Annotated in this window: 17 protein-coding genes, 1 other RNA gene and 1 riboswitch; of the genes, 3 read left to right on the forward strand and 15 right to left on the reverse strand. The window is 61.7% G+C overall.

Annotated elements, in window-relative coordinates; all coding sequences use genetic code 11:
* Positions 1 to 88 precede the first annotated feature (88 nt).
* Positions 89 to 471, reverse strand: an RNA gene (rnpB, locus tag VFI82_06515) — RNase P RNA component class A.
* Positions 472 to 576: 105 nt separating this feature from the next.
* Between rnpB and VFI82_06520 the strand changes: the two genes are divergently transcribed.
* From VFI82_06520 to hpnI, 3 genes are all read left to right on the forward strand, one after another.
* A complete protein-coding gene (locus VFI82_06520; GenBank protein HET7184319.1) occupies positions 577 to 1806 on the forward strand; it encodes an ABC transporter permease in 1230 nt (409 codons plus the stop codon).
* Positions 1807 to 3069, forward strand: a complete 1263-nt coding sequence (locus VFI82_06525; protein ID HET7184320.1) for an ABC transporter permease — start codon at positions 1807 to 1809, stop codon at positions 3067 to 3069.
* Positions 3070 to 3311: 242 nt separating this feature from the next.
* Positions 3312 to 4493, forward strand: a complete 1182-nt coding sequence (hpnI, locus tag VFI82_06530; GenBank protein HET7184321.1) for a bacteriohopanetetrol glucosamine biosynthesis glycosyltransferase HpnI — start codon at positions 3312 to 3314, stop codon at positions 4491 to 4493.
* Positions 4494 to 4764: 271 nt separating this feature from the next.
* Here the strand turns inward: hpnI and VFI82_06535 are convergent, their stop codons facing one another.
* From VFI82_06535 to VFI82_06600, 14 genes are all read right to left on the reverse strand, one after another.
* Positions 4765 to 6600 carry a proton-conducting transporter membrane subunit gene (locus VFI82_06535; GenBank protein ID HET7184322.1) on the reverse strand — a complete coding sequence of 612 codons (1836 nt, stop codon included), beginning with the start codon at positions 6598 to 6600 and terminating at the stop codon, positions 4765 to 4767.
* Complete coding sequence (locus VFI82_06540; protein HET7184323.1) at positions 6597 to 6941, reverse strand: cation:proton antiporter subunit C; 345 nt, start codon at positions 6939 to 6941, stop codon at positions 6597 to 6599. The genes VFI82_06535 and VFI82_06540 overlap by 4 nt, the downstream gene beginning before the upstream one ends.
* Positions 6938 to 7714 (reverse strand): MnhB domain-containing protein, encoded by a 777-nt coding sequence (locus VFI82_06545; protein HET7184324.1) that lies wholly within the window; start codon positions 7712 to 7714, stop codon positions 6938 to 6940. Before VFI82_06545 ends, VFI82_06540 begins: the two co-directional genes overlap by 4 nt.
* On the reverse strand, positions 7711 to 8013 hold the full coding sequence (locus tag VFI82_06550) for a DUF4040 domain-containing protein (GenBank protein ID HET7184325.1): 303 nt from the start codon (positions 8011 to 8013) through the stop codon (positions 7711 to 7713). The genes VFI82_06545 and VFI82_06550 overlap by 4 nt, the downstream gene beginning before the upstream one ends.
* Before the next feature lie 2 nt (positions 8014 to 8015).
* The gene (locus tag VFI82_06555; GenBank protein HET7184326.1) at positions 8016 to 8390 is read right to left on the reverse strand and encodes a monovalent cation/H(+) antiporter subunit G; all 375 of its coding nucleotides are present in this window, start codon (positions 8388 to 8390) and stop codon (positions 8016 to 8018) included.
* Positions 8387 to 8638, reverse strand: a complete 252-nt coding sequence (locus VFI82_06560; protein ID HET7184327.1) for a monovalent cation/H+ antiporter complex subunit F — start codon at positions 8636 to 8638, stop codon at positions 8387 to 8389. The genes VFI82_06555 and VFI82_06560 overlap by 4 nt, the downstream gene beginning before the upstream one ends.
* Positions 8635 to 9210, reverse strand: a complete 576-nt coding sequence (locus VFI82_06565; protein ID HET7184328.1) for a Na+/H+ antiporter subunit E — start codon at positions 9208 to 9210, stop codon at positions 8635 to 8637. The genes VFI82_06560 and VFI82_06565 overlap by 4 nt, the downstream gene beginning before the upstream one ends.
* Before the next feature lie 71 nt (positions 9211 to 9281).
* A complete protein-coding gene (locus tag VFI82_06570) occupies positions 9282 to 10391 on the reverse strand; it encodes an SDR family NAD(P)-dependent oxidoreductase (GenBank protein HET7184329.1) in 1110 nt (369 codons plus the stop codon).
* Positions 10392 to 10402: 11 nt separating this feature from the next.
* Positions 10403 to 11233: a formate/nitrite transporter family protein gene (locus tag VFI82_06575; protein ID HET7184330.1), complete on the reverse strand. Its 831-nt coding sequence runs from the start codon at positions 11231 to 11233 to the stop codon at positions 10403 to 10405.
* A gap of 79 nt (positions 11234 to 11312) precedes the next feature.
* A complete protein-coding gene (locus tag VFI82_06580; GenBank protein ID HET7184331.1) occupies positions 11313 to 11627 on the reverse strand; it encodes a DUF190 domain-containing protein in 315 nt (104 codons plus the stop codon).
* Positions 11628 to 11640: 13 nt separating this feature from the next.
* Positions 11641 to 12033, reverse strand: a complete 393-nt coding sequence (crcB, locus tag VFI82_06585) for a fluoride efflux transporter CrcB (GenBank protein HET7184332.1) — start codon at positions 12031 to 12033, stop codon at positions 11641 to 11643.
* A gap of 13 nt (positions 12034 to 12046) precedes the next feature.
* Positions 12047 to 12111, reverse strand: a riboswitch (Fluoride riboswitch).
* A 33-nt stretch (positions 12112 to 12144) separates the two neighbouring features.
* Positions 12145 to 14490 carry a PAS domain S-box protein gene (locus tag VFI82_06590; protein ID HET7184333.1) on the reverse strand — a complete coding sequence of 782 codons (2346 nt, stop codon included), beginning with the start codon at positions 14488 to 14490 and terminating at the stop codon, positions 12145 to 12147.
* A gap of 8 nt (positions 14491 to 14498) precedes the next feature.
* Positions 14499 to 14957, reverse strand: a complete 459-nt coding sequence (locus VFI82_06595; protein ID HET7184334.1) for a response regulator — start codon at positions 14955 to 14957, stop codon at positions 14499 to 14501.
* Positions 14924 to 16382, reverse strand: a 1459-nt coding sequence (locus VFI82_06600; GenBank protein ID HET7184335.1) for a PAS domain S-box protein, incomplete at its 5' end; no start/stop codon positions are given. The genes VFI82_06600 and VFI82_06595, both read right to left, overlap by 34 nt.

A 16382-nucleotide genomic window follows, 5' to 3' on the forward strand; every position in this document is an offset into this window, starting at 1 on the left:
AGCTCACAGTCTGCGGACCTAGAATTGTCTCTCATGCAGTGGACACTACGACGAGGCAGACAGATGTAAGTTGCCTTCAATGAATAGTTTGGCAGCCGGACCTGTAAGCCGAATTCTGTCCGCCCTTGCAGGCGGGACGGTCATTCCTCTGGGCCGCGCATCGCTGCACGGCTCTAGCGACCTACCCGGAAGTTTGACGCGCCGAGCCGGCACGCGCCGCCTTGCGGCGGCTCCTCCCCTATTTGGTCTTGCTCCGTGTGGGGTTTGCCCTGCCCCGCCCATTACTGGACGGGCGGTGCGCTCTTACCGCACCTTTTCACCCTTACCCTTGCGGGCGGTATGTTTTCTGTGGCACTTTCCGTCGACCAGCCTTGAAGCCGGCCTCCCGGACGTTATCCGGCACACTGCTCTGCGGAGTTCGGACTTTCCTCTATCTCCCTTGCGAGCGACAGCGACCGTCCGGTCCGGCTACCAACTTGTTCATTATATTTGATATCAGGCGGACCGGCCGACTCATCTGGAGCTTCCCTATCACGCTTTTCATCAATTCTCTAGTATCCTGAACCCAGTTTCCGCATGAATATTGGCGAAGGCATCCGTATTGCCCTGCACTCGTTATGGGCAAACAAGCTGCGCTCCACCCTGACCCTGCTCGGCGTCGTCATTGGCGTGGCGGCGGTAATCGCTGTCGTGACCTTCGTCAACGGCATTAACGGCTACGTCGCCACCAAGATCTTCAACTTGGGAGCCGATGTTTTCATTGTCAGCAAGATTTCTCCCGTCATCACCAGCATTGACCAGTTGATCGAGGGCGAGAAGCGCAAGGACTTTACGCTCGACGATTACCAGGCCGTGCTGGCCGGATGCATCCACTGCAAGTACGTCGGCGCCAGCATCAACAGCTTCAACGGCAAGGTGAAATACGCGGACCAGTCCAGTACCGACACCATGGTCCGCGGCATGACGCCGAGCATGGCGCCCATCCTCGACCTCGACATCGTCGCCGGGCGCATGGTCAACGACATTGACTTGAGAAACTCCTCGCGCGTCGCCGTAATCGGCAATGACATCCTGGAGAAACTCATGCCCGGGCTGGATCCGATCGGCCGTGAGATCCGTGTTGACGGCGAGGTCTACACCGTCATCGGGCTGGGAAAGAAAGAAGGGAAAACGCTGGGCCAGAGCCGGGACAATTACGTCATCATGCCGATTACCGCCTGGACCAGGAAATACGGCTCCCATAACAGCATTCGAATTGTGGCCAAATCCTCCGGCCTGGGGCCGCAGTTCGAAACCGCCATGGACGAGTCGCGCGCCATCATGCGCTCGCGCCGCCATGATTTGCCAGGTGCGCCCGATTCTTTTGCGGTCGAAACCAACGCCAGCTTCCTCGGCATCTGGTCGAACATCAGCGGAAGCTTCTTCATTGCGATGATTGCCATCGCCGCCATTTCCCTGGTCGTCGGCGGCATCGTCATCATGAACATCATGCTGGTTTCCGTGACCGAGCGCACGCGCGAGATCGGCATCCGCAAAGCGCTCGGCGCCCGCCGCAATGACGTCCTGCGGCAGTTCCTCATCGAGTCCAGCACGATGGCCATTGTGGGCGGCTTCTTCGGAATCGCGCTCGGCGTGGGCGTGGCCAAAACGGTGACTTTGCTGATCGGCATGCCTTCGGTCATCAAGCTGTGGGCGGTTGCCGCCGGCCTGCTGGTCTCCGCCACCGTCGGCATTTTCTTCGGAGTTTACCCGGCGCGGCGCGCCGCCAACCTGGAACCCATCGCCGCCCTGAGGTTTGAACTGTAGATGATCCAGAAACGCGACTACGGCGAGATTGTCCGCATGGCGTGGGAGACCATCCGCAAAAACAAGATGCGTTCGACGCTGACGATTCTCGGCGTCGTGATTGGCGTCGCAGTCGTGATCGGGATTTCTTCCGTGGTCAACGGGCTGAACACCAATGTTACCGGCGCCATCCAATCCATGGGCTCCAACCTGGTCATCGCCTATCACATGGAGCCCTTTATCTTTGGCCGCATTCCCGACGAAATGCGAAAGCGCAAGGAACTGAACGCCGACGACGCGCTCGCCATGCGTGACCTTCCTCACGTGCAATCGGTTACCGCCGGGGTACGCTATTTTTCGCGGCAGTTCGGCACCGGCAGTTACGTGGTGAAGTACAACGGCCAGAAGGCGAAGAACGTGATTCTGGAGGGGGACATGGCGAGCGCGCGCATCGTCTATGACCTGCCGATCGCGGAAGGACGCTGGTTCGACGAGTTTGACGACCAGCACCGCACGCCAGTTATCAATCTCGGCGCTGACACCGCGCTAACCCTTTTCCCGGAAGGCAATCCGGTCGGCAAGGACATCAACATCGAAGGCCAGTTGTTCCGCGTCGTCGGCGTCATGGGTCCGGTGAAGAGCGCCTTTGCCGGCGGCAAGAATCCGGACGACAACATCGTTCGCTTCCCGCTGAGCACGTTTCGCAAGCTCCATCCCGAGTTGAAGGACCACTGGATCACGGTCAGAGCCACCTCTCACGAGGACATGCCGCGCGCCATCGACGAGATGCGCCAGTTGCTGCGCCGCCGCCGCCATGTTCCTCCGGGCGCTCCCGACAACTTCGCCATCTTTACCCAGGACTCCCTCTCCGACATTTGGAACCAAGTGACCGGCGCGGTGTTCATCTTCATGTTTGCCGTGTCCAGCGTAGGCCTGATCGTGGGCGGCGTAGGCGTGATGAACATCATGCTGGTCTCGGTGACCGAGCGCACGCGCGAAATCGGAGTACGCAAGGCGGTCGGGGCGCGCCGGCGCGACATCATGCTTCAGTTCACGCTGGAAGCAGTTACGCTGACCGCGCTGGGCGGCCTGCTGGGCGTGGCGCTAGGAGCCATTCTCACTTACCTGGTGCGTGTGATCTGGTCGTCTCTGCCGGCAACCATGTCCGTCTTCTGGACCATGACCGGCTTCTGGATCGCATGCGCTACCGGGCTTATCTTCGGCATCTACCCGGCATGGAAGGCCTCCAACCTTGATCCCATCGAGGCGCTTCGTTACGAATAATTCTTCTAGCGCAACAGGAATGTGACATCAATCAGAGCAGTTCCGCACCAGCAGAGGAATCACCGCCCCGATCAGGATGGCGTTTCTAAGTGTGGAACAATCCTGGTTCTACACTGTGGTACGGAGCAGGTGGGACAAATCGGCCCCAGCCCGGAAGCAGAAACGCAACGATTGTGGTGTCCGCTGGTCGCCTTTGGTAAGCTGTTGTGCGGCGGATACACGCTTTTTCGCGCGAAAGAAAGATGGTCCAGTTCTTATTCAATCTGTTTTTTGTAGTCGCAGCAACCGGCGCTGTGTGTGGCTGCGGCTACTACCTTCTTTGCCTGGTCGGGGCACTGAACTTTCTTCGCGTCAGCCGGCAAGCCGCCGCCGCGCCCACGTGGACGCCGCCCGTCTCCATTCTGAAGCCGCTGCGCGGTACCGATCCCGAGATATACGAAAGCTTCCGCAGTCATTGCCTGCAGGAGTATCCCGAGTACGAGCTCATCTTCGGCGTCAGCGATCCCGACGACCCCGCCGTGCAACTGGTGGAGCGGCTGCAAGCCGAGTTCCCCACCCGCGATATCCGGCTCACGGTTTGCCCCAAGGTGCTGGGCACGAACCTGAAGGTCAGCAACCTGGTACAGATGCTGCCGCTGGCGCGCCATGATTACCTGATCGTCAATGACAGCGATATTCGCGTCGACAGCGATTACCTGCGCCGGATCGTGCGCGAGTTCTCCGACCCGCGGGTTGGCATGGTCACTTGCCTCTACCGTGGCATCGCCGGCAGGACCCTGGGTTCGAAGCTGGAAGCAATCGGCATCAGCACCGATTTCAGCGCCGGCGTGCTTGCCGCCCGGCAGCTTGAAGGCATCCGGTTCGCGCTCGGATCGACACTCGCCTTCCCGCGCAAGCCCCTGGAAGCCATTGGCGGGTTTGAGCCGCTGATGGATTACTTGGCCGACGATTTCGAACTTGGCGCGCGCATTGCCAAGACCGGGTTCGAGGTCCGGCTATCGGACGTCGTCGTGGACCACCATCTGCCTGACTACACTTTGCGCGGTTTTCTCCAGCATCAACTGCGCTGGGCGCGCAGCACGCGCGATTCCCGGCGTTGGGGCTATACCGGCGTTGGGCTGACATTCGGCCTACCCTGGGCCATGGTGGCGCTGCTGTTGTCGGGCGGCGCTGCCTGGGCGTGGGGAATGCTCGCCGTGGCTGCGGGTCTGCGGCTGGCCATGGCGACGACGGTTGGCAGAACCATTCTTCACGACGTAGATGTCGCGCGACTTTTGTTCCTGCTTCCCTTACGCGACTTCGTTGCCATGATGGTTTGGTTCGCCAGCTTCGCCGGACACACGGTTGCATGGCGTGGCGATGAATTCATCTTGGAAAAAGGGAAGCTCCGACCTATCCGGGAGTGGCCGGCAGTGAGCGGCTAAAACTTCTCCGCGCCATCGCTTTGCAAGCCAGTGTTGGACTTAGTCTGTCAGCGGCCGATTTTTTTCTTCGGTTCCGGTCCGGGCTCCCGCACCGGCGCATCCGGCGCACTAGTCGGTTTGTCGGGAGGCTCCTTGACTGGAGCGCCCGGGCTATGCCCGGGTGGTTGCGGCGGCATGTTGTCGGGATCGGATTCGCGAAAGTTATAAGGCGTTCGGCAACCCGAGTGCATTGTCACTATGATGCCCGCCCTTCCCTGTGGAGTTCGCGCGCTTAGAAGCCCAGCTTGATGAGCAAGGAAAGCGCTGCTCCCAATGCGGCCACTCCCAACGTGAGCAGCGCGACATAATCGCCGACATGACCACTGTGAAGCTGGCGCAGGCCTGCCATCCCCGCCTTCAGCGGCCGGAAAACAGATTTTTTCTTGGGCCAATACGGTGAGAGTGAGAGTCCGGCCAGGGCCAGGGCCAGGAGTGCCGCTGCCATTGCCCGCCCGACACTGGAAGTCGGAAACGCGCGCTCCACCGGTGGCGGATTGATCGGCAGAGATGCGTGATCGAGCACCATCGCCTGGTATCCGGCGGCATCAGCCATGCGATTTGCACCGGCTTGCGCGGCCAGGCGAACTCCGGGAGCCAACCCTATCGCCAGCGCGAGGATTGCAAGCGCTGCCGCCGGGCCGAACATTACCGCGGGAATGCGGTGTTCGCGGCTTCCGGCACCCGACGTTTCGGGGCCTTCTTCGATCTTCTTCGCCCCTTCGGGTCCGCTATCTTCTATCGGCCCCCATCCCCGGAAAACGCGCCCGCCGACCCGGAACACCGCACCCGCGGTCAGCATGGCGGACAAAAAGAACACGATCCAGATCCATCCCTGTCCCGCTTTTTGCGCCGATTCCTCAATCGCCGCCTCGCCCAGGAAGCTTGCAAATGGCGGCAAGCCGGCCAAACCCAGGCCGGCGAAGATCCATATAATTCCGGTTGCGTAAAGATCGCAGGCGCGCCCGCGCAATTCGAACTCGTCCACCGTCGCCAGCCGATGCAGCAGGATTCCCGAGCCAATGAAGAGCGCCGCTTTCACCAGCCCATGACCGACGACATAGAGGGCAACTCCCGCCAATGCGTCCGGCCTGAGCAACGCGAATCCGATCAGCATCAGTCCCATGTGGCTGATCGTGGAATACGCGAGCAGGCGTTTGAGGTGGCGTTGCCCGAAGCACATGACGCCGCCCAGGATCGCGGTCATCGTTCCCACCGTCAGCAGTAGCCCGGTCAATGCCGGGCGATGCGGCGCGAGCGGGCCATCCATCGCGCTCCAGTACACCCGCGCCGCCGCGTACAGCCCCAGTTCCACCATGACCCCGGAGAAGAGGATGCACACCGGCGTCGGCGCCACCGCGTGCGCATCCGCCAGCCAGAAGTGAAATGGGACAATCGCCGCCTTCACGAAGAAGCCGGCCATGATGAATACGAATGCGGTCACAACCAGCGGTCCGGAATCGCCGCCCAGTGCGCGACCGATCTGCGCCAGGTTGAGCGCGCCGGTGTGGCCGTAGAGCAGGGCAATGCCGGTGAGCACGACGAAGGCGGCGATGGTGTTCGTGATCGCGAAGTTGAGCGCGCCTTGCAGGGGCCCTTTTTCCTCGACTTTATACCCGCACAGTGTGAACGCGCAGGCACTCATCAGCTCGAACCAGACGAACATATTGAACAGGTCACCGGTCAGGCTGAAGCCGCACATCGCCGCCAGGAACACCAGCATCAGCACATGAAAATGCGTGCCCACGGAATCGAAGTAGTGCCAGGAGAAAATGAAGGCAGCGATAACCAGCAGGCTCGCAAACGATGCCAGGCCCGCGCCGAACGTATCGATGGAAAAGAGAATTCCGAGCGCGACGCCGGCGCGCGGCGTCCACCCGCCAAACCAGTACTCCAGCGGTTGCCGCGCCGCCATTCGCATCAGTTCCAGGCAGATTCCCAACACCGATGCGCTGGCCAGGAACGCGGCGCCATCCGCCACGCGCCGGGGAACAATCTTATTCGCGCCGGCGAGAATCGCGGCCACGCTCAGCGGGATCACCACCGGCAGCGGCGCAAGTTGACTGGTCATCCGCGCAGCTCCTGCAGCTTGTCCGGATTTAGAGTGCGGAACCGCTTCTGCGCCTGCAGCGCGAGCGCCAGCAGCAGCGCGGCGACCGTCGCCTCCACGACGATATCGGTCAGCATCAGCGCTTGCACCACCGGATCCACCGCCGGCGTTCCCACAGGCGGTCCGGCAAACACGGGAGCCACTCCGCCGACCTTGTATCCGATTGCGAGCAGCAACACGTAGGTTGACGATTGCACCACCACGATACACATGATGAGGTGAATGAAATTCTTGCTGGTCACTACGCCGTAGAGGCCGATGATGAACAGCCATGCCGCAATCGCGTAGGGAAGAAAGGTCATTGTGGCCCCCGGAGCCGCAGCTCCAACGTTTGTTCAAGGAACGCGTGCATCAGCAATACGAATCCGCCTGCAACTTCCAACCCGACGCTTGCGCTGATCACCGCAATGGTTCCGGCGGAGTTGATATTGCCGGTTGTTCCCAGCGGCAATACGTTCTGCAGGAACACTCCCCCGGCGATCATTCCCAGCAATCCGATCACGGCGTATCCCAGTGCGCCAATTGCCTCGCCAACTTCCAGCAGCGTGTGCGCGGCGACTTTCTTGAACGTCTTGTAATCTCCGGCCAGGTAAACCAGCAACGGCGCGGTGGCCAGGATCACTCCGCCCTGGAATCCGCCACCGGGCGTAATTTGTCCATGGCTCACGATGTAGATTCCAAAAACAACCAGCGGCCCGATCAGCGCCAGCGTCGTCACCTTGAGCGCTTCGCTGGGCTCAGGTGCATGGCGCCCGGGCTGCTGGTCGTCACGGGCGAAGGCTTCGTCTTCCTGCTTCGACTCTTCACGCTGGTGACGAAGCAGGGTCAGGACTCCTATCACGGAGGCGAAGAAAATGAATTCTTCTCCCAGGGTGTCAAATCCCCGGTAATCGAAGTTGACCGCTGTCACCAAGTCGGTTGCGTGGCGCTCATAGACGCCTACCTGGTTGATCAGGTCGCCGTACGGCCCTTGGTAATGACCCAATGGCGGCAGGCCGCTAGCGCCCCACAGGTAGAGCAGGATTAGCCCGAATGCCGAGACGGTAAACACGATCAGTCGCGCGCTGCGGGTCACGCCGCCTCCCTGCCTTCGGACTTTTCTTTCGGCTTGTTCTGCTTGTCCTGAAACTCCGCAATCTGGCTGTTCAGCCGCACCTTGGCGAGCGTCAGCAGGATCATCAAGGGCAATGCAACGGCTCCAATGACAATCTGCGACAGCGCCACGTCGGGCGCCTGGAAGATAAAAAACATCAGCGCCAGTATGAGCCCGTAATAGGTAAGTCCGATCGCCTGCCGGGCAGGATCGCGCGTGAGCACGACCGCCGTACCGGCTATCCCCACCATCAGCAGAATCGTGATTTGCAGCAGAAGCACGGTTATTCGTTCTCCTGGCGGTGCCGGTCGCTTTCGGCGCCGCCGCGTCCGTGGGTTCCCGGCAGCTGCTCATACGGGTTCGACGACCAGTGTCCCAGCGTCCTGACGCGCGCGGCCCGGGCCGTGGCGTGTGTAACGATGGCGTTAATCAGCAGCAGGACCAGGCACACAAAAATGGTTTTCACCGTCGCCTGGCCCCAACCTTCCTCGATCACAACCGCGGCCAGGATGGCAAAAGCGCAAATCGTGGTCACCGTCGACAGGTAGTGCAGCCGCTCATAGAAATTCGGCATGACCAGAATGCCGAGACAACACAGCCATGCGACCACCACCGCGATCCCCAGCAACACCTCCACCGCAATGGTTGCGGCGCTCACAGCCACCTCTCCAGGAAACGCACGAAAACCAGGCCTCCCCCAAGCGTCAGCAACGCCAAGGCGACCGCCAGATCGTAGAAGTTAGGGTTGCTCATCCCCTGCGCCAGCAGCAGCAGGATCAGGCAATCGAGGATTCCGGCCATCTCCAGGCCTACGATCCGGTCCATGGCCGTCCCTTTGAAGCACACGATTCCACACGGAATCAGCGCGAACACGAGGGCAGCCGCGGCGATGAGCCAGGCGTTCACGCTTCCACCCCGTCACGCCGGGCGTGCCGGGGACCCCGGGCTTGCGGCGCCTCCATAATTGCTTCTTTGCTGGCGCCGAGCTTTTGCGCGATCAGCGGAACCCCGGTTTTAGAGACCTGGTGCACGAGCATGCGCTGTTCCTTGATGTCGATCCCGAGCACGATGAAATTCGGCGGGATCGTCAGGTAGGCGGTCATCAGCGTGCGCCGCGCCCAGCTTTCCGCGTCGTCACCGCCGGCTTGCATGCGGATCGAGACGAACTCCGCCTCCGATTTCTTGCCGGCGATATGCTTGACCATGGCGGCCATAATCGCCCAGCTGCCATCCAGCGCGTACCATGCCTCCCAGAAGATCAGCGGCAGCCACTGCATTTTTGGCTTGAACCTGGCGAACTTCGCGGACTTGATCGAGGCGTCAGCCACCGACGCGATCAGCGCTGCAAGCGCCCCGGCGATGAACTCCTGCCGCTTCATCATGCTGACGAACAGCATCCACACGGCGAGCAGGACCAGGTACTCGAGCACGGATTTCCTGATGGCGTCGAAGACGCGCGATTGCGATCGGGCAGACATGGGCAAGCAGCCGGCATTCCTGGGTCGAAACGCCTGCTTCGGTAGAGCGAAGACGCCGAGCGCAGGTTGCCTTACGCGGGATGTCCGACCGGTCGCAGTGGCTCTTCTCCGTTCCGTCTGCGCTCGGGATACTGGTGCAACTCCCTGGCGGCGCGCCGGCCGAAGCTGGTGAGCACGGAGTCGGATACCGCGGATTCACTGTCTTTTCCGAGATGCCGCTGCTGGTCCGTCTTCTCCGGTGACGGCAACAGGCGATTCACCGCCGCCATCAGTTCCGACGCCGTGCCCGGCGCCAGCCCGTTCAGGATTGCCAGGAGCCGCGCCTGCGGCGTCAGGATGATCTCGGCGTCACCGCGACGTATGGCCGATACTATCTTTCGTGCTGCGCGCCGTCCGTTCATCGCCAACACCGGGATGGCGGATGAAAGGCTGAACCACCCGTACTCGGCGCGGTTCTGTCCCTTGAACCACGCGTTCACGAACGAACCGGTGCGCATCAACCCCGGCACCACCGTCGTGACTTTGATCCCGTACTTCGCCACTTCCGCGTGCAACCCTTCCGAAAATCCGACCGCCGCAAACTTCGCCGCGGTGTATGGCAGAAGGTGGGGCACCGCGATTTTCCCACCGATGGAGGTAATGTTTGCGATCCGCCCGCTGCGCCGCTCCATCATGTGCGGCAGCACCGCGAGAGTGGGATACACCACGCCCCAGAACATGGTGTCCATTGCTTCCTGGTAATCGGTCAGCGACTGCGAAGGCAGGGGCCCGACCGTGATCACACCGGCGTTGTTGATCAGGATGTCGATGCGCCCGAAACGGTCCATCGCTTGCCGCACCGTGCGCACCACGTCGTCGTGACTGCCGACATCGCACTGGATGGCGAGCACCTCCGCGCCGGTGCGCGCCAGTTCCTCGCGTGCCCATTCCAGTTCGTCCAGGTCGCGCGCGCAGATCACCAGCGTTGCGCCTTGCGCCGCCAGTTCGGTAGCCATGGCCAGGCCCAAGCCGCGCGACCCGCCCGTGATCAGCGCCACCTTGCCTCGTACTTCCTCACCGCGCGTCATCCGACGCCACGCGCTCAGGCCGAGCAGCCCAACCCCCACGCCGGCCGCTGCCGTCCCGACTGCGCCTGCCGCTCCCAACCATGCCATCCGCCGCAATGTCTTTTTGATTTTCATAGTCTGCTCCATCATGCCGCGCGCCGCGACTTTTTCGGCTGCGGTTTCGATTCGTCCTTCCCCGCATGCACCTGGCCCCAGTTCAACAAGCTGACGATAGTCACTCCGCCTAAAATATTTCCCATGGTCGCGAACAACAGCCAGTGAAAGAAACTGCTTATCGGCACCGGCCCGGCGAGCGAGGCAGCGATGATTTCGCTGCTGGTGGCGATGCAGTGCGAGAAGTGGCCCGCCCCGACAACGAAGGTCAGCAGCCAGATCATCGCCACCTGGCCGATGGTCCACTGGCTGGCGGTCACAATCCATGCCACCAGCGCGATCATCCATCCTCCGATCACACCGCTCCAGAAGACGTTGCTTGTCGAAGCCGCAACCATGTCCGTGCCCAGCTTGACCAGTTCTTCCATCACCTTCGGCTCCAGCGCCGGAGTGAGCACGGCCAGCGCAGCAAACAGGAACGCGCCCGCCACATTCGCCGTGAAGACCACCCCCCAAAGCCGCAACGTGTTACCGACGTGGCGCCGTTCGGTGAGCACCAGCACGACAGGATACAGCGTGTTCTCCGTGAACAATTGTTGCCGGCCGATAATCACGGCGATGAAACCCAACGGATACAGCACGTAGGAAATGAAATCGGTCATCGGCCCCGCGGGCAGCAGCGCGCGCGCAATGGCTACCGACATTCCCGTTAAACCCATGGTGAAGCCGCCTGCCAACCCCGAAATCGCCAGGGCGCGCGAGCTGCGCCGGAGTTCGTCGCGGCCGCTCTCGGCCGCCTGCCCGAAGATTTCGTGGACTTGGGGGCGGGATGTGTCGATGGAAACGCTTTCGCCGTCAGCCATGCTGGGGGTTAGATGCGGATCAGCGGGGCCGAATCAAGGCATCATCCCGGAGGATGATTGCTACCACCGGTCGGCCCGGCTAATCGAGCCCTTGCTCGATGTGCACGTTCTCGCGCACGATCAGCCGATGCGCCGCCATTTCGCGCAGCTTCGGCAACACTCGTTGCACGTGTTCGTCTGTGTCCACGAACGTCAGCACCAGCGGCAGTTTTCCTCCAGCGTCCACCAGGGTTGAGGTGTGCACCCGCTGCCGCCCGTTGAACCCGGCCACCGCGTGCAGCACCGTTGCCCCAGCAACATTTTCCTGCCGCAAGTAATTGAGCAGCTCGATGTGCAAAGGGCGGCGCTGCCACTCGTCGGCCTGATTCAGGTAGATGGTGACTTGAACTGCCATTTGGGCAAGCATTCTACAGCGCCCTCGCCAGCGCCGCACCCGCCAGCACCGCCGCCAGGCAGAACAGGTTGTTGGCGATCACGTTCATCGCCAGCAACGGCAAATGTCCCTGTTCGAAATAGGCGAATGTCTCGAAGGCGTAGCTGGAAAATGTCGTATAGGAGCCGCAGAACCCGATTGCGATCAGCAACCGCCATCGCGGGTCGGCCAGCACGCGCTCAGTCGTCCAGATCATGAAGAATCCGAGCACCAGGCTTCCCGTAACGTTAATAAGCAACGTTCCGAAGGGAAATGCCACGTCCATGTGGCGGGTTATGAGTCGGCTCAGAAAGTAACGGGCGTTGGCGCCGATCACGGCGCCCAGGGAAATCCAGAAGACGGCAAGCACGCTGGAGTTCTCCTTCAATTCGGCTCGGGCCGGAATGGTAGGAGTTATCAGCCTTGCAGCAAGGCGGTTAAGGCGAACTCCATCGCCGCACAAAGTGTAGCAGACCATCTTTTAGGTGAGAACCGCAGATCACTTTGCTGCCGCCATCTCCGCGTCCGACGCCTTGGCCTGCGTCGCGTCCGCATCCAGCACCTGGCGGACCTTATTCGCCAGCGCGGTCAGCGTGAACGGTTTCTGCAGGAATCCGGAAGTCGATTCGATCCCTTGCCGCACCACCATCGATTCGGTATACCCGGAGATGTACAAAATTCGCGTCTCCGCTCTCACTTCTCGGACCCATCTGCCGAGCTCCGCCCCGCTCATGCCGGGCATGATCACGTCGGTGATCAGCAGGTGAACCTTGTCGCTGGTGTGCGCAAGCACCTCCTTGGCATCGGCGCCGTTTTTTCCCTGTAAGACGGTGTAGCCGCGCGCAGTCAGGTATTCGCACATGGACTCGCGCACCGCCTCCTCGTCTTCCACCACCAGGATGGTCTCCGATCCCCGTGGCGGAGGCGCTGCCGCCGGCTGCTCGTCGTCCTTGCCCGCCACCGCATCGGCGCGCGGCAGGTAGACCTTGATTACGGTTCCATGTCCCGCTTCGCTGTACACCCACACCGATCCGCCACTCTGCTTCACGATGCCGTACACCGTGGGCAGCCCGAGCCCTGTTCCCTTGCCCCGCTCCTTGGTCGTAAAAAACGGCTCAAAGATGCGCGGCTGGATTTCCGGCGCGATCCCGCACCCGGTGTCGCTGACCGTCAGCATGACGTGCTCGCCCGGCGAGACGCCCACGTGCAAACGGCAATAGTCCTCGTCCAGCCGTTCATTCGATGTTTCCAACACCAGTTGTCCGCCGCGCGGCATGGCATCGCGCGCGTTCACCGCCAGGTTCATGATCACCTGTTCGATCTGCACCGGGTCAGCCTTGACCTTCCACAGCGCTGCGCCTGGCCGTATCATTACCTGGATGTCCTCTCCGATCAGGCGGGGCAGCATTTTTCCGATTTCGCCCAGCACCGTGTTCAGGTCCAGCATGCGCGGCGACATCACCTGCTTGCGGCTGAAGGCCAGCAGTTGCTGCGTCAAGGCTGCCGCCCGGCGCGCCGCCTTTAGAATCTCCTGTGCCTGGTGATGGGCCTTGGCATTCGTCGCGCAGATAGAGTCCGAGAGCAGCTCAGCGTAGCTGCTGATCACCATCAGAAGGTTGTTGAAGTCGTGCGCTACCCCGCCCGCCAGCTGTCCCACCGCATCCATCTTCTGTGACTGCAGCAGCTGTTGTTCCAGTGCGCGCCGTTCCGTGATGTCCCGGTCGTTGGAAATGAAGTTTCGAACCTCTCCCCGCTCGTCCACAATCGGGGTGACCGTCTTTTCCGCCCAGTACAGTTCGCCGTTCTTCTTGCGGTTGATCAGAACGTCGCGGAAGACCTTGCCTTGGAGCAGCGTGCCCCACATCTTCCGATAAAATTCCGCGTCCTGGCGGCCTGACTTCAGGATGCGCGGCGTCCTGCCTCTAGCCTCCTGCCGCGTATAGCCGGTCAGCGTTTCAAACGCCGGGTTAACGTACTCGATCACTCCTTGCGGATCCGTCATGACCACGATGTCGGCCGACTGCTCTACCGCTCTCGACAATTTTTGCAGCGCTTCCTCGGCCCGTTTGCGCTTGGTGGTGTCCCGTTCATTGATCACCACCGCCCCCACCGCCGGTTCTGCAAGCCGATTCACCCAGACGGCCTCCAGGTAACGCAGTTCTCCGTTCTTATGCGGGCACCGGTATTCCAGGCGGCACGGCAGGCCGGGCGTGTGCAGCATCGCCAGGAATGTCTCGCGCACGCACGCCCGATCGTCCGGATGGAGCTGCTGGAAAACGCTGGTTTCCACCAGCTCTTCCGGCGCGTATCCCAGGCAGCTGCGCATGGACTGGCTGGTGTACAGGATGATTCCCTCCGCATCCAGCAGCACGATTGCATCCGAGCTGTTCTCCACCAGCGCCCGGAAGCGCTGCTCGCTGGCATGCAAGGCGCGCCGTGCCGTCCGTACCGCCTCTTCCTGGGTACGCAACGCCAGCGCATAACGGACCGCTGCCTCCAGCGAGGGCACCGTCAACTTCGATTTCAGCAGGTAGTCGGTCGCCCCCGCCTTCATCGCCTGCACCGCCACCTCCTCATCCCCCTGCCCGGTAAGGAAAATGACAGGCGCGGCCAAACCGCGTTTCTTCAGCTCCCGCAGGACCTCCAGCCCATCCTTTTCTCCCAGCCGGTAATCGAGGAAACAGAGGTCGTCGCGCTCGTCGCGCGCCATTTCCAAGGCAGCATCCGCGGTCGCGGCCCGTTCCACCTCCGCGTCGCCCAACGTCTTCTTCAGCAATTGCCGAAGGAGCAGAAAATCGTCTTCATCGTCCTCGACGACCAGGACTTGAAGTTTTTCCGTCGCCATCGCGCCTCCTAACTGGGCAACACCACCACCTCAAACCAGTACTCTCCCAGCGCCTTCATCGCTTCCACCAATCCCAGGAACGTGACCGGCTTGGTGATGAAGGAATTCACCCCCAGCTGGTACGACCGCACTACGTCTTCCTCGGCGCGCGACGTCGTCAGCACCACTACCGGAATATGCCGCAGCTTCGGGTCCGACTTGATCTCCTTCAGCGCCTCCCGGCCATCCTTGCGCGGCATGTTCAGGTCCAGCAGGATCAGCGACGGCGCCGGAAAGCCGTTGCTTCCGGCAAACTTGCCTTCGTGCCGCAGGTACTCCATCAGTTCTTCCCCGTCCTTGACCCGGGAAATTTCATTGCGCAGACGGTTCTCCTTGAGCGCCCGGTCGGTAAGGTAAAAATCGTCGTCGTCATCCTCGGCCAGCAGGATTCGTACTAGCTCGCCGCCATTTTCATTTCCGTAGTCCATGCTTCACTCCTCTCGGGTTCGCCGGGCTCAGCTGCTTCAGTCTTGGCCGGCAGAGTTACTACGAACGTCGCCCCGGCGCCGGGCCGGCTGTGGGCCGTGATTGTTCCTCCATGCCGCGCTACCACCTTGCGGCAGATCGCCAGCCCCATGCCGCTGCCTTCATACTCGTTGCGCCCGTGCAGCCGCTGGAAGGGCCGGAAAATACGGTCCAGGTACTTCTCGTCGAACCCGATACCGTTGTCGCGAACACTGAGTTCGCACCAGCCTCTCTCATTGATCTTGCCGGTGATCTCCACCTGCGGCGTCGTGCCCGGCGCCTGGAACTTGAGCGCGTTTCCCAACAGGTTCTGGATCACTTGCCGCACCTGCATCGGGTCCGCCATAACTTTCGGCAAGGGTGCAAATTCGATGCGAGCGTGCGTCTTCGCAATCCGCTCTTCCAGATCCGGCAGCACTCCGAAAAGCACGCTCAGCAGGTCGACCGGCTCCATCGGCTGGGCTCGCGACGCCACCCGCGAGTAAGCCAGCAGCGCCTCAATCAGCACCGACATCCGCTTCGCCGCATTTTGCATGCGCGCCAGGAAATCCAAACCCAACTCGTCGAGCTTGCCTTCGCAGTGCTCGCGCAGGTGCTCGCCGAAGGCCAGCACCTTGCGGAGCGGCTCTTGCAGGTCGTGCGAGGCAATCGAGGCGAAGTCCTGCAACTCGGCATTGCTCCTCTCCAGTTCGGCCGCGTAGCGCTTAATGTCCTCTTCCGCCTGCTTGCGCTCCGTGATGTCGTTACAGGTGCCGACCCATTCCCGGATGGTCTCGCCATCGGCTTCCATGACCGGCACCCCGCGCACCCACATATGGCGGTATTGGCCGTCCCAACGTCGCACCCGATACTCGACGTTGTACAGCGTGCGCGTCCGTACCGCGTCCGACCACACCGCGTGCGTGCGCTCCCGGTCTTCCGGGTGCACCGCTTGCAACCATCCCCAGCCACGCACATCCTCTATGCTCTGGCCGGTGATCGCCCGCCACATGGGCATGTCCTCCACCTCCCCCTGCGGGTTCGTGGACCACACCACCTGGGCGGTTGCAACCGCCAGCGAGCGATAGCGCTCCTCGCTGTTCTGCAGCGCGGCCTCGGCCCGCTTCCTTTGGCTGATGTCGCGCGCCGCCGCGAACACGCCGGCAACCTCCCCTCGCGCGTCTTTGAACACGCTCGCGTTGTACAACACCTCCGTTAACCGCCCCGAGGCATGACGGATCGCCAATGGGTAGTCCCGCACCGATCCATCGGCAAACACCTGCTGGTATCCGGCGCGCGCTTGCTGAGGTTCGGTGAAGTAATCGCAGAAATCACTGCCGAGCAGTCGCTCGCGGGAGATGCCGGTCACCGCTTCCGTGGCCCGGTTCACATCCGTGATTTTGCCTTCG

The sequence above is a fragment of the Terriglobales bacterium genome (assembly GCA_035691485.1).
GTDB lineage: Bacteria > Acidobacteriota > Terriglobia > Terriglobales > Acidobacteriaceae > JAIQGF01.